Below are 13186 nucleotides of genomic sequence, written 5' to 3'. Positions count from 1 at the left end.
CCAGCCTCCGTGTCTTCACATGCGGTCCCAAGCCTTCGGCGCGTGGTGGCGCGACCCCTGTTGCGAGAACGCCGCAGCGCCTGAGGTTTCGGTTGCCCGGGTCGGCCGGTCCCTGCGCCGACCCTTGGTGCGGACCCCGATTTCTTCTCGCGTGGTCGCTTCCCGATGTGCGGGATTCGTTGGTTCGGCGGTCGGCTCGTCATCCACGGGCCACGCCCGATCCTTTGGCCGCTGCCATGTCTTGTTCATCTGCCGTTCAGATTGGGGGGCTTCGATAGAGGGGTCCCACGATCGTGGGCACACCGATTCCGACGCTGCGTCGGAACGTATGCAGGAGGCACCTCTGTGACCATCCTCCACTTCCAGCGGACCCGCGTCGCGGCTGTGGCGGTGGCGGCCGGGTTGACCCTGGCCGCGTGCGGTGGCAACGACAGCACGGGCGGCGGCGAGGGAGAATCCATCTCCGGGCCGGTCGTGATCGACGGATCCAGCACCGTCGAACCACTGTCCTCCGCCGCCGCCGAGCTGTTCATGGGCGAGCACCCCGATGCCAACGTCACCGTCGGCACCTCCGGCACCGGCGGTGGGTTCGAAAAGTTCTGTGCCGGTGAGACCGACATCTCGGATGCGTCCCGGCCGATCAAGGACAGCGAGATCGCCGTCTGCCAGTCGAACAACATCCAGTACAGCCCGCTCGTCGTCGCCAACGACGCGCTGAGCGTCGTGGTCAACAACGACAACACCTGGACCGACTGCCTCACCGTGGCGCAGCTCAACAAGATCTGGGCGCCGGGGTCGACCGTCAACAACTGGAACCAGGTCGATCCGTCGTTCCCGGACGAGCCGCTGCAGCTGTTCGGCGCCGGCTCGGACTCGGGCACCTTCGACTACTTCACCCAGGCCGTCAACGGGACGGAGGGCGAAAGCCGCACCGATTACAACCCGACCGAGGACGACAACATCACCGTCCAGGGGGTGTCCGCCACCAAGGGTGCGCTCGGCTACTTCGGCTACTCCTACCTGGAGGCCAACGCGGACAAGGTCAAGGGCGTCAAGATCGACAGCGGCGGCGGTTGCATTGCGCCCTCGACCCAAACCGCGCAGGACGGCACCTACAAGCCGCTCTCGCGTGAGCTGTTCATCTACGTCTCCGACGCCGCCCTGAAGAAGCCGCAGGTCGTCGCCTTCGCCGACTTCTACCTCGGGTCCAACCAGGAGATCGTGGAGGCGGCGAAGTTCATTCCGCTCACCCCCGCGCAGCTGCAGGTTGCGCAGGCCGAGCTCGACGCGCTGAATGCGAAGGCCGGCAACTAAAGTGAGTTCCGGCCCGATCACGGCGGGCTCCCCGGGCGCACGCTCGGGGGGGCTGCCGCCGGTCGGATTACCGGTCGACCTCAGCGCGCAGAGCAACCGCATCGGCGAGCGGATCATCAAGGTCCTTCTCGCCGGTTCGGCGTTTCTGTCGGTGGTCATCACCGCGGCGATCGTGGTGGCCCTGATCGCCCCGCTGTTCACGTTCTTCCAGAACGTGACCATCTGGGAGTTCCTGACCGGCACCACCTGGACGGCCGGGTTCGGCAGCAAGACGAGTTGGACCGACAAGGAATGGGGTGTGCTGCCGCTGGTCGCCGGCACCCTGAGCACCACGATCATCGCCCTGCTCGTCGCGGTGCCGCTCGGCCTCGGTGCCGCCACCTACCTGGCGGAGTACGCCGACGAGCGGATCCGCCGGGTCGTCAAACCGATCCTGGAGATCCTGGCCGGGGTGCCGACCGTGGTCTACGGCGTCTTCGCGCTGACCATGGTCACCCCGCTGCTGCAGGACTGGGTGGGCGCGCAGATCTTCAACAACCTCTCGCCCGGCATCGTGATGGGCTTCATGATCGTCCCGACGGTGGCGTCCCTGTCGGAGGATGCCATGTCGGCGGTGCCGCACGCGATGCGTGAGGGCTCCTACGCGCTGGGCGCGAACCGGATGCAGACCACGGTGCGGGTGGTGTTCCCCGCCGCGCTGTCCGGGATCGTGGCCGCGATCGTGCTGGGCCTGTCCCGGGCGGTCGGTGAGACGATGATCGTCGCCATCGCCGCCGGTAGCCAACCGCAGTTCACCCTCAACCCGCTGGTGGGTGCGCAGACCATGACCGGGTTCATCGCGCAGGTCGCCAGCGGTGACGCCCCGCAGGGCAGCCCGGTGTACTACTCGCTGTTCGCGGTCGGTGCGCTGCTGTTCTTCCTCACGCTGCTGATCAACATGGTCAGCATCACCCTGGTGCGCAGATACCGGCAGGCCTACTGATGACCACGACGTCGGTGAAGAAGACTCCCGTCGATCTCGGGAAGGTTCTCGTCACGGGCAAGCGGCGCAACCGCACCCGTTCGGCGGTATTCGCCGGGATCCTGTGGGTGTGCCTGGCGCTCTCGTGCCTGTTCCTGTTCGCGGTGCTGGCGGTCATCATCGTCGAGGGACTGGCCCGCTTCGACTGGAACCTGATCTCCCAGCAGCCGTCCCGGCTGCACCCGGAAACCTCCGGTGTGCAGTCGGCGATCTTCGGCACCCTGTGGGTGATGCTCGGCACCATCATCTTGGCCATCCCGATCGGTATCGCCGGCGCGGTCTATCTCGAGGAGTACGCGGACAGCACCAAGTGGTGGAATCGGCTGATCGAACTCAACATTCAGAACCTGGTCGCGGTGCCGACGATCATCTACGGCATCCTGACGTTGGCGTTCGTGGTGCGCGGTCCGATCTCGCTGGGCCCGGTGGTGCTGGCCGGCTCGGTGGCCCTGGCCCTGCTCATCCTGCCGGTGATCATCATCACCACCCGCGAGGCGCTGCGCTCGGTGCCGCGGGACATCCGGGACGCCTCCCTGGCGTTGGGCGCCACCCTGTGGCAGACCACCTGGAAGCAGGTCTTGCCGTCCGCGATCTCCGGTATCGCCACCGGCACGATCCTGGCCCTGTCCCGGGCGATCGGGGAGGCCGCCCCGCTGCTGCTGGTCGGGGCGACGGTGTTCGTCACCGTCAATCCCGAGGGCTTCCTGGATCGGTACACGGTGCTGCCGGTGCAGATCTTCAACCTGGTGAAGTTGCCCGAGGAGGCGAATCAGCAGCTGGCGTGGGCCACAATTTTACTGTTGATGGTCATCCTGCTCGCGATGAACGGCCTCGCGATCTGGATGCGCAACCGTTTCCAGCGGCGCTGGTGACCCCGGGGAGGACCCGAGTTTCATGACACGAACGAGGCATGCAGCCATGAGTACCGAAGAAGAGTCGACGCCCGTCCTCGATGCGCAGGACGAGCAGCTGCTCAAGCGAATCGCCCACCACCACGCCCCCCGGGCACCGAAGGGCGGCAGGTCCTACGCCATGATGGCCACCGATGGCCTCGGGGTCAGCTACAGCGGCCTCCGCGCGATCGGTGAGGTGAACCTATCGTTCGCCGCCAACGAGGTCACCGCGCTGATCGGCCCCTCCGGGTGCGGGAAGTCGACCGTGTTGCGGTGCCTGAACCGGATGAACGACCTCATTCCCGGCGCGAAGGTGCACGGCACGGTCACCTACCGCGACATCGACATCAACGACGCCGCGGTCGATGTGATCGAGTTGCGCCGCCGGGTCGGCATGGTGTTCCAGAAGCCGAACCCGTTCCCGAAGTCGATCTACGACAACGTCGCCTACGGGCCGCGCGTGACCGGCATGAAGACCCACAGCATGGACGAGGTCGTCGAGAGGGCGCTGCGTGCCGCCGCCGTGTGGGACGAGGTCAAGGACAAGCTCAAGCAGGACGCGACCGGCCTGTCCGGCGGTCAGCAGCAGCGCCTGTGCATCGCCCGCGCGATCGCCACCGAACCCGAGGTCATCTTGATGGACGAACCGTGCTCGGCCCTCGATCCCATCGCCACGGCGAAGATCGAAGACCTGATCGACGAGCTGTCCGAAAAGTTCACCATCATCATCGTCACGCACAACATGCAGCAGGCCGCCCGGGTGTCGCATCGCACCGCGTTCTTCACCGCCGAGGCCGACGAGCACGGCAATCGGGAGGGCAAGCTGGTCGAGTTCGACATCACCGAGAAGATCTTCTCCGCGCCGGCCGACCCGCGGACCGAGGCCTACATCAGCGGCCGGTTCGGCTGAGACGACCGTGTCCAGACCTGGTGCGTTGACCGCCGCCTGGAGGTCACCGCGTCATGGAGAGGCGGACGAGGAGGCCGGCATCGCCTGCGTGCCGGCCGAAATGTGGGAGGGGGCTTCTCGGTGAGCATCGACGCACGGCGGGTGGACGAGGTCGTGACACTCACCGACCGGCGGGCCTCCACCTCGCGGGACGGCCGGGTCCTGCTCGCCGAACCCGACCCGGTCATCGCCGCCGCACTGATCGACTCGGCCGACGGCGCCGGCGTCCGGACTCAGTGGTGCACCGACGGCGCCGCCGCGCTACTGGCGGTCGGCGCGAATCTTCCCGCCGTCCTCGTGGTCGCACCCGAGATGGTGGGCGGTGTCAGCGCCGTCCAGGTGATCGCGACGGTACGCGGGCACTCGGATGTGCCCATCCTGGTCGGTGCACAGCCCGGGAACGAGACCCTCACCCGGCAGGCGATCGCGGCCGGGGCCACCGCCACGACGGTGCGACCGTACGATTTCACCGATATCCGGCAGTTCATGCAGCACCCACCCGCGCCACCGCCTCGAACGGCACTGGTCGCCGGCCCCATCCGCGTCGACGCCTCCGGTTTCGAGGTGCATGTCCGCGACGTGGAAGTCCTGCTGACGCGCCGCGAATTCGAGCTGCTGAGCTATCTGATCGAACAACGCGGCCGGGTTGCCAGCGCCGACCAGATCAGCAGGGCGGTGTGGGGTCGCGCCACCGACACCAACACCGTCGCCGTCCACATCCGGAGACTGCGCACCAAGCTCGGAGCAGATCCCGATCACGGGCACATCATCAGAACAATCCGTGGAGTGGGGTACCGGTTGGCGCCCTCTCTGTGCGAATGACGGCAGACCACGACGGTAGGAAGAATGGCCGAGACAACCCCTCCGCCACCGGCGTCCGCAGTGAACAACCACCGACCGGTCGTGCGGGCGGCGCCGGTGACGAATCCTGGAACGCCGGGTTCGCGGCCCTTCGCCGCTACGTCGAACGGTGTGGGAACGCCGCCCCGCCGGCCCCCACCCGCGCCACCGGAATCGACCTCGGCCGGTGGGTGCGGCGGATCCGGGACGTGTACTGGCACGGCACCCTCAGCCCGGACCGCATCCGCATCCTCGAGGCACTGCCCGGGTGGACCTGGGGACCGGCTCGGCCGAAGAGCTGGCGGTCCGGTTTCCTGGCCTTGCGCCGTTTCCTCGAGGCCCACCGCACCGCGGTGGTGCCCGAAACCGCCCTGGTCGACGGCGTCGCGCTCGCCGAATGGGCGCGCACCCAACGCGAGGAGCATGCCGCCGGCACGCTGGCCCCACCGCGGGTCGCGGCCCTCGACACGCTGCCCCACTGGCAATGGGACCCCGAGATGTATCGCTGGACGCAGGGCCTGCACACGCTCCGCGACCATGTCCGGGTGCACGGGTCGGCGGACGTTCCACGCTCCGCGCAGAGTGAGGGGTTTCCCCTCGGCACCTGGATTGGGCGCTGCCGGCAGGACTTCCACGCCGGCGCCCTCGCCCCGGAGCGGATCGCCGCGCTCGAGCAGCTACCCGGGTGGCGCTGGAGCCGCGTCGACGAAAGCTGGCTCGCCGGGCTGTCCGAGCTGCGCCGGTTCATCGACACGCACGGGCACGCCGCGCCCAGCCAGCGGTACACGGTGGGCCAGTTCCGGCTGGGTATGTGGGTGGCCCGGCGGCGGCGCGAGTACCGCGCCGGAAAGCTCGCGCCCGACCGCGTCACCGAGCTCGAGGCGCTGCCCGGGTGGCAGTGGAACCCCGCCGACGAGCGGTGGCGGCAAGGTTTCACCGCACTGACCGCCTACGCCGCCGCGCACGGGCACGCCAGTCCGGCGCATCGAGAAACCGTCAACGGTGATGCGGTCGGCAAATGGGTCGCCAATCAGCGTCGCCGGCATGCCCGCGGCCACCTGGGCGCCGACCGCGTCGCCTCGCTCGAGGCACTGCCGGGCTGGGTGTGGGCAGGGCGCAGACACCCGCAGCACTGAGCACCGCGCGGTGTTTGTCGACGGCTCCGCGAACCCGCAGCGGTGTTCGGCACCGTGTGAAAGCGGTCGTCGGCGCACGTGCAGGTGATCGACCGGCGCGACGCCGGCCGTCGTGTTGGGACGAACCGCGAGAGCCGCTTTCAAACCACCGACAATCCTCCTCGGGAGAGTGATCGGATAACCGGAAGAGCCGAAGGCGAGGAGAAGGCGGGTTTCGGGTGAACGAACCACCAACGAGGGAACCCAGGGGAACACGTTGGACCAGGTCAAGAGCCATAGCCCGGCGGGGCAGGCCCCGCCGACCGTCCCGTCACCGCAGACTCGGGGGTGGCAAGTCCTCACCCGTGGCCGGTCGTACTCGGCGAGCGGTCAGCCGATCGCGCACCCGCCGCAGTTCGCTGTCCGTAGGCATCTCATGGGAGAGGTTGGTGATCGCGACTCTGATGTCGACGTCCTCGACCGGGCCGGCACCGATCTTGTCGACCATCACCGCGACCTGCTCGACCTGCTCGTCGGTCAACGCGGCCCCGCAGAGGGCCACCAACGGGATGTAGCCGTGTGGGTCGCCCGTCTGCGGGTAGCCGGCACGCAGCCACCCCACGAACGACCTGAGCCAGACCACCACCCGCATGAGCGGATCATCCCCTGCTCGAGCTGCCGCGCACAACGGTCGACGAGATGGCCGGCCGCAGCGGCGAGCATGAGGTGTGACGGCACACCCGATCACGCCACGGGAAAGTCTCCCGTCACCACGAAAATGACGTTACGACCGATCTCCACGGTGTGATCACAGAAGCGTTCGTAAAAGCGCCCCAGCAGCGTGATGTTCACCGCCGATGCCGCCCCGTACGGCCAGTCGTCACTCTTGGTGACCGCGAACAACTCGCGAAGCAGAGCATCGGTCCGATCATCTGCCCTGATCAGTTCCAACGCCCGCTCGCAGTCGCGGTCACGCAGTACCTCGGTGGCCGCCGCAGCCTGCGCCTTCGCTGCCACACCCATCTCCGAGATGACACCCCGAAGCTCACCGGGGACGACCGGGGCGGGGAAGTGCAACCTCGCCACCTCGGCGACATGCGCCGCTAGGCTGCCCATCCGCCGCAGATCGGCGATGTTGTGGATGCCGCTGATCAGAGCGCGCAGATCCTGCGCGACCGGCGCCTGAAGGGCTATCAGTGTCAGGGCCCGGTGATCGATCTCCTGGGCCCGGTAACCGATCTCGGTATCGACGTCGGCGCATGCTTCCGACGCACCCAGGTCGGTATCGAGCAGTGCCCGTGTTGCGTGATCGATCGCGGTTTCGGTCAACGAACACAGATCGGTGAGATCCGTTCTCATGTTCTCGAGCTGCCCAGAGAAATGTTGCCGCATGTTCCCGTAGCTCCTCCTGCCGCTCGTACTGCTCGTCCGTATCAATCATCGTCCTCGATGATGAATACCCAATTCCGGGAGAATCTCCCCGCATTGACCGGCTGAGCGGGGGTTGGCCGGTCGGTGACCGGGCGATGACGGATTCAAGCGCGTGGCGGTGCATGGGCGGACATCGCGGCGAGCACCGGGACAGCGTCGTCGCCGACATCCCGCGGGACTCGGTGCCCGCGCCGGGACGGACACCCGGGGAGAACGGTTTCACCTTCGGTCTGCGGTACGGCTTGGAGCTGCAGGCGGCCCGGCAGGCCCGCGTGGACGCCGCCCCACTGGCCGACTAGACACAGCGGTGCACTAACTCGGTCAGCAGGTGGGGGTAGGCGCGAGGTAGCGCAGTGTCGGGGCCGGACCGGCGCCGCGGTCGACGATCCAGGCCCCGCCCTTCGCGGTCGCCGCCGCCGGGGGCACACCCGTCGATCCTTGCGCCCGCCCGAACTCGGCCAGGGCATCGAGGACCTCACCATGGGTACAGAAGACCGCCCCGTCGGCCTCCGGCGCCTCCAGCACCGCGAGCAGTTCGTCGGGCGGTGCGCCCACGGTCAGCAGCGGGTGATCGTCGATGCGCAGCCCGCGCGCCGCGGCGAGCGGCAGCAGGGTCTGATGGCAGCGGGTGGCGGGACTGGCGAACAGGGCCCGGATGTCGATGCCGTTCAGCGCGGCGACGAGGCCGCGGGCCTGCCAATACCCGAGGGTGCTCAGCGGGCGGTCGGCATCACGGCCGGGCCACCCTGTCTTGTCGCCCGCGTGGGCGTGACGGACCAGGACGAACATTCCCGCACCTTCCCACCGGCAGCGACACGGCTTCGGTCGTCGGCCGGTACCGGTGATCGTCGTTGAAGAGTCGCATCTGTGGTGGTCGTTCGCCGCAGATTCGCCGGCAGTAGCGCTTGTGTGTCTCGCCCTCGGACCCGATCGAGCGCGGCAGGCGCTCGCCCGGACCAGAGAACGGGTGTCGTCGATCCGGGCATTGCCGCCACCGCTGACCCGGGCGGAGGATTGCCCAATGACGAACGATGAAGAGCTGCTCCACATCGAACGAGTCATCGATCGCCTCGATACGCGTTACCCGGACATCGCCCGGGAGAGCATCGAGGAGGTCGTGCGCTCCGCGCATGCGCATTTCGTGAACGGGAAGGTGCGCGACTTCGTTCCCCTGCTCGTCGAACGGGCTGCCCGCGAGAGGATCCAGGGGCTGGTGTCGTCGTAGGCGTATTGGCGCAGCCCCCGCAGGTCAGGTGGCTTCGGTGTCGGGGTCTTCATCGTCGAGGTCTTCGCTGTCGCGGAAGATCAGATTGCCGTCGTCGAGGGCGATGGCCCACCGCCGGGAGAAGGCCCAATCCCGCGCGTAGGCCTTCGGGCTGAGGCCACCCGAGCCGGTAAAGTCCTCGATGATCACTCCCGCTGCGAGGGGCCACTGTTCTTCAGGGATCTGCGGATCGAGTGAGTGAGGGGTTCGCACCCGTGTTCCGACCGAAAACCGTCGCCGTCGCCCACTCTTGGGATCAGGGTTCATCGACATGCGTCTTCCCGTTCCGCTCGGTGATGTCGCAGGGTGTCATCGGTTCCGCAGCCTTTCAGGCCATCGCCGCAGCCCCGCGACGTGGCCGAGCATACGGGCCGATGCGTGGTTACGCGCGAGTAGTGAATTGGCGCAGCCCGGTCGACGCCGATGCTTATCGGCCGTGTTCGGGCCGGGGTGCGATGGGGTTGCCCTGCCAGCGGGTCGAGTCGGGCACGCGGTCCCCACGCATCACCAGAGACGCCGGCCCGACGGTGGCGCCGGGGCCGATGGCCGAGGCGGGCAGTGCCACGCTGTGCGGGCCGAGGGTGGCGCCGGCGCCGAGGGTGACGGTGTCCATGCTCATGATTCGGTCGTGGAACAGGTGGGTCTGCACGACGCAGCCGCGGCTCACGGTCGCACCGTCACCGAGGGTGACCAGGTCCGCCTCGGGCAGCCAGTACGTCTCGCACCAGACGCCGCGCCCGATTGACGCGCCCATCGCCCGCAGCCACAGGTTCAGCACGGCGGTACCGGTGGCGGCGCGGGCGAACCAGGGTGCGGCGACCGTTTCGACGAAGGCGTCGGACACCTCGTTGCGCCAGACGAACGAGCTCCACAACGGGTGCTCGACGACGCCGATGCGGCCCACGACGATCCACTTGGCGGCCGCCGCGACGGCGCCGGCAACGGCACCCGCAACGAGGAGAACGAGCCCGGACAGCAGTGCTGCCCACACGAAACCAAGGCTGCCGGCGAACGCCTCGAGAGCGACCAGAACACCGAGCCCGATCCCGAACGTGACGATCATCGGGATCAGCCGGCAGGTTTCGATGATCGCCCGGGCGACCCGCAGGCGGGTCGGGGGATCGAAGGTGCGCGAGGCCGCGGCCTCGGTGGCCGAACGGCGCAACCGGACCGGTGGGCTACCCAGCCAGGACGAACCGGATTTGCCCTTCTTGTCCGGGGTGGCCGAGAGCACCGCGACCAGACCGTTCTTCGGCACGGTGCGCCCGGGGCCGGTCATGCCGGAGTTGCCGAGAAATGCGCGTTTGCCGATCTTGGCGGGCTCGATGCGCAGCCAGCCGCCGCCGAGTTCGTAGCTGCCGACCATGGTGTCGTCGGCGAGGAACGCACCGTCCGCGACGGTGGTGTACTTCGGGAGGACCAGTGCCGTGGAGATTTCGGTGTTCTTGCCGACCTTGGCGCCGAGCAGCCGCAACCAGAGCGGGGTCAGCAGGCTGGCGTACAGCGGGAACAGGAAGGTGCGGGCTGAGTCCATCAGCCGTTCGGTGGACCATGCCTGCCAGCCGATCCGGCTGCGCACCGGGTGATAGCCGCCGCGCAGACCGAGCCCGAGCAGGCGGACCGCGACGACGGTCATGCCCGCGAACACGACCAGGGTGAGGACGGTCGCGGCCGGCAGCATCGGCAGCGCCTTGAGGGCGGCCGCGCCGAGGTCGTCGGCGTCACGGATCCACCACCCGAGCAGCACCAGACCCGCGGCCAGCGCGAGCAGTGGCATCGCCGCGACCGCGAGGGAGGTCAGGCCGTAGATGGGCACCCACCGGGAGGACCGGGGCGGCCGGTCCTCCGGCCACGGGTGCACCGCCTTGCCGACCTTGACCGCCGGCGAGCCCGCCCACCGCTGACCTGCCGTGACTTTCCCGGTGACCGCGGACCCCGGTGCCACCTCCGCGTGCGCCCCGATGCGGGCGCCGGGAAACAGGGTCGAGCGGGCACCGACCGAAGCCCCCGCCCCGATGTGGATCGATCCGACGTGGATGACGTCGCCGTCGATCCAGTACCCGGACAGATCCGTCTCGGGTTCGATCGAGCAGCCCTCACCGAGTTCGATCATCCCGGTGACCGGAGGCAGGGTGTGCAGGTCCACCCGCCGCCCGATGTTCGCGCCGAGCGCCCGCGCGAAGTACACCATCCACGTGGCGCCGGACAGGTTCGCCGCCCCACTCGCCTCGATCAGCCGCTCGGCAACCCAGATACGGAGGTGTTCGGACCCGCCGCGCGGGTAAGTGCCCGGTCGCAGCGTGCGCAGCAGCACCCTGGCACCAGTCGCGGCGATCACCATCCGACCGACCGGGGTGATGAACAGGGCGAACATCACCAGCACCGGCCACCACGACAATGTCGGCGCCCAGCTGACCGACACGAACCAGGCCAGGATGTTGTTCGCGACCGCCAGCCAGGTGACCCACTGCAGCCCGGTCAGGGTGGTCAGCGGCACGGTCGCGGCGATCTGCGCCCACTGGATGCGCCGCGGCGTCGGGGCGACGACACGCGGTGTGGCGGCAACGGTGGGTGCGAGTTCGTCGAGGAATTCTGCGAGCGAACCGAGACGCGGGTGATCGTAGAGCTGCGCGACGGTCACCTCGGGGAAGCGTTCGCGAAGGGCACTGACCAGCTGCGCCGCGCTCAACGAGCCCCCACCGATCGCGAAGAAGTCATCATCGGCGCCGCCGACCGCGGCGCCGAGGATCCGGGTCCAGAGCCCGGCGATCCATCCCGCGGTTCCGCCCAGACCCAGCTCCTGCGCGTCCGGTGTCTCCGTTCCGGGCAGCGGCCACGGCAGTGCATTCCGGTCGACCTTGCCGGAGGTGCGGGTGGGTAACTCGTCGACCCGGGTAAGCCGGGGCACGAGCGCGGCCGGGAGCCGTTCCGCGAGGTGTGTCCGGGCCTGATTCAGGTCGAACTCTGGTGGTGCGGCGAGATAGCCGATCAGCAGCGCGGTGCCGGATTCGGTGCTGCGCACCGCGGCCGCCGCCCCGGCAACTCCGGGGAGTGCCTGCAGTGCGGCATCGACCTCGCCGAGTTCGATGCGCCGCCCACCCAGCTTGACCTGATCATCGGCGCGCCCCTGAAACACCAGTCCCGCGCGGTCCAGTCGCACCAGATCCCCGCTGCGGTAGGCGCGGTCCCAGCCGAGCGAGGGCATCGGCGCGTACTTCTCGGCGTCCTTGGCCGGGTCCAGGTAGCGGGCCAGACCGACCCCGCCGATCACGAGCTCCCCAATTTCTCCCTCGGCGACGGGACGGCCGCCCGCGCCGACGACGGCGAGGTCCCACCCGTCGAGAGGCAGCCCGATGCGCACCGGGCCGGTCCCGGTCATCCGTGCGGCGCAGGCGACCACGGTGGCTTCGGTGGGCCCGTAGGTGTTCCACACCTCCCGTCCGTCGACGGCCAGCCGCTGTGCCAGCTCGGGCGGGCAGGCCTCGCCCCCGAATATCAGTAACCGGACGGAGTCGAGCGCCTCCGGCGGCCACAGCGCGGCCAGCGTCGGGACCGTGGAGACGACGGTGATCGCCCGCGAGACCAGCCACGGGCCGAGATCCATGCCGGTGCGCACCAGCGAGCGGGGCGCCGGGACCAGGCAGGCGCCGTGCCGCCACGCCAGCCACATCTCTTCACACGATGCGTCGAACGCCACCGACAGTCCTGCCAGCACCCGGTCGCCGGGCCCGAGCGGGGCGTCGCGCACGAACAGCCTCGCCTCGGCGTCCACGAAGGCCGCGGCATTTCGGTGCGTGACGGCCACCCCTTTCGGGGTGCCGGTGGACCCGGAGGTGAAGATGATCCACGCGTCGTCCGACGGCTCCGGCGCCTGGAACTCCACCGCACCGAGGTCAGAAAGCTGAATACCGGTCGCGGTGTCGATGCCGTCGGCGGTGACGACCGCCGTCACGGCGGACTCGCCGAACACCAGCTCGGCCCGCTCCGGTGGGTCGTCCGCGTCGACCGGGACGTACGCGGCGCCGGCGGCGAGAACGGACAGGATCGCCAGGTACAGCTCCCGCGAGCCCGATGGCATCCGGATGCCGACCCGGTCACCCGGCTGGACACCGCGGGCGGCCAGGTCGCGGGCGCCCGCGGTGATCCGTTCGATCAGTTCGCCGTAGCTCAGCGCGACTTCACCGTCGTCGATCGCGGGCGCGTCCGGGTGGTGTCCTGCGGTGTCGGTGAGGATGTCGATGAGGGTCCGCTGCGCGGGTGCGAGGTCACCGGCGGTGAACGGGTCGAGACGCGTGGGGGCAGACAATGTGCGGGCTCCTTTTGGAACGGCCCCGGCCTGCGCGAAGGAATTCGCGGGGC

The 13186-nt window shown here is 68.9% G+C and carries 13 protein-coding genes; 8 read left to right on the top strand and 5 right to left on the bottom strand.

The window, feature by feature from the left end; genetic code table 11:
• Nucleotides 1-345: 345 nt before the first annotated feature.
• The 6 genes from GO592_RS39690 (at nt 346) to GO592_RS39665 (ending at nt 6153) form a co-directional block, all read left to right on the top strand.
• Nucleotides 346-1314 carry a PstS family phosphate ABC transporter substrate-binding protein gene (locus tag GO592_RS39690; protein ID WP_007297994.1) on the top strand — a complete coding sequence of 323 codons (969 nt, stop codon included), beginning with the start codon at nt 346-348 and terminating at the stop codon, nt 1312-1314.
• On the top strand, nt 1295-2296 hold the full coding sequence (gene pstC / locus GO592_RS39685) for a phosphate ABC transporter permease subunit PstC (protein WP_419789318.1): 1002 nt from the start codon (nt 1295-1297) through the stop codon (nt 2294-2296). The genes GO592_RS39690 and pstC overlap by 20 nt, the downstream gene beginning before the upstream one ends.
• On the top strand, nt 2296-3207 hold the full coding sequence (gene pstA, locus GO592_RS39680; protein ID WP_007297992.1) for a phosphate ABC transporter permease PstA: 912 nt from the start codon (nt 2296-2298) through the stop codon (nt 3205-3207). The genes pstC and pstA overlap by 1 nt, the downstream gene beginning before the upstream one ends.
• 46 nt (nt 3208-3253) lie before the next feature.
• Nucleotides 3254-4138 (top strand): phosphate ABC transporter ATP-binding protein PstB, encoded by an 885-nt coding sequence (gene pstB / locus GO592_RS39675; protein WP_007297991.1) that lies wholly within the window; start codon nt 3254-3256, stop codon nt 4136-4138.
• A 120-nt stretch (nt 4139-4258) separates the two neighbouring features.
• Entirely contained in the window at nt 4259-4999 is a 741-nt protein-coding gene (locus GO592_RS39670; protein ID WP_007297990.1) for a winged helix-turn-helix transcriptional regulator, read from the top strand.
• On the top strand, nt 4996-6153 hold the full coding sequence (locus GO592_RS39665) for a helicase associated domain-containing protein (protein ID WP_007297989.1): 1158 nt from the start codon (nt 4996-4998) through the stop codon (nt 6151-6153). Before GO592_RS39670 ends, GO592_RS39665 begins: the two co-directional genes overlap by 4 nt.
• A gap of 310 nt (nt 6154-6463) precedes the next feature.
• Here GO592_RS39665 and GO592_RS39660 read toward each other — a convergent pair whose 3' ends face one another.
• Both GO592_RS39660 and phoU read right to left on the bottom strand, forming a co-directional pair.
• On the bottom strand, nt 6464-6784 hold the full coding sequence (locus GO592_RS39660; protein ID WP_007297988.1) for a DUF3349 domain-containing protein: 321 nt from the start codon (nt 6782-6784) through the stop codon (nt 6464-6466).
• Between the two features lie 92 nt (nt 6785-6876).
• The gene (phoU, locus tag GO592_RS39655; protein WP_007297987.1) at nt 6877-7524 is read right to left on the bottom strand and encodes a phosphate signaling complex protein PhoU; all 648 of its coding nucleotides are present in this window, start codon (nt 7522-7524) and stop codon (nt 6877-6879) included.
• 134 nt (nt 7525-7658) lie between these two features.
• Between phoU and GO592_RS39650 the strand changes: the two genes are divergently transcribed.
• Nucleotides 7659-7862: a hypothetical protein gene (locus tag GO592_RS39650; RefSeq protein WP_012686946.1), complete on the top strand. Its 204-nt coding sequence runs from the start codon at nt 7659-7661 to the stop codon at nt 7860-7862.
• Between the two features lie 22 nt (nt 7863-7884).
• Here GO592_RS39650 and GO592_RS39645 read toward each other — a convergent pair whose 3' ends face one another.
• Nucleotides 7885-8352 carry a SixA phosphatase family protein gene (locus GO592_RS39645; RefSeq protein ID WP_007297985.1) on the bottom strand — a complete coding sequence of 156 codons (468 nt, stop codon included), beginning with the start codon at nt 8350-8352 and terminating at the stop codon, nt 7885-7887.
• Between the two features lie 232 nt (nt 8353-8584).
• On the opposite strand from GO592_RS39645, the gene GO592_RS39640 reads away from it, so the two are divergent.
• Nucleotides 8585-8788 carry a three-helix bundle dimerization domain-containing protein gene (locus tag GO592_RS39640; protein ID WP_007297984.1) on the top strand — a complete coding sequence of 68 codons (204 nt, stop codon included), beginning with the start codon at nt 8585-8587 and terminating at the stop codon, nt 8786-8788.
• 24 nt (nt 8789-8812) lie between these two features.
• Here GO592_RS39640 and GO592_RS39635 read toward each other — a convergent pair whose 3' ends face one another.
• Both GO592_RS39635 and GO592_RS39630 read right to left on the bottom strand, forming a co-directional pair.
• A complete protein-coding gene (locus GO592_RS39635) occupies nt 8813-9040 on the bottom strand; it encodes a hypothetical protein (RefSeq protein WP_236580855.1) in 228 nt (75 codons plus the stop codon).
• Nucleotides 9041-9254: 214 nt separating this feature from the next.
• Entirely contained in the window at nt 9255-13133 is a 3879-nt protein-coding gene (locus GO592_RS39630) for a Pls/PosA family non-ribosomal peptide synthetase (protein WP_007297982.1), read from the bottom strand.
• Nucleotides 13134-13186 lie beyond the last annotated feature (53 nt).

Origin of the sequence: Rhodococcus sp. 21391 (assembly GCF_016772255.1) — a bacterium.
GTDB classification, from domain to species: domain Bacteria; phylum Actinomycetota; class Actinomycetes; order Mycobacteriales; family Mycobacteriaceae; genus Rhodococcus_F; species Rhodococcus_F opacus.
Note: the sequence above shows the minus strand (reverse complement) of the source record. Positions and strands in the feature narration are given on the sequence as shown.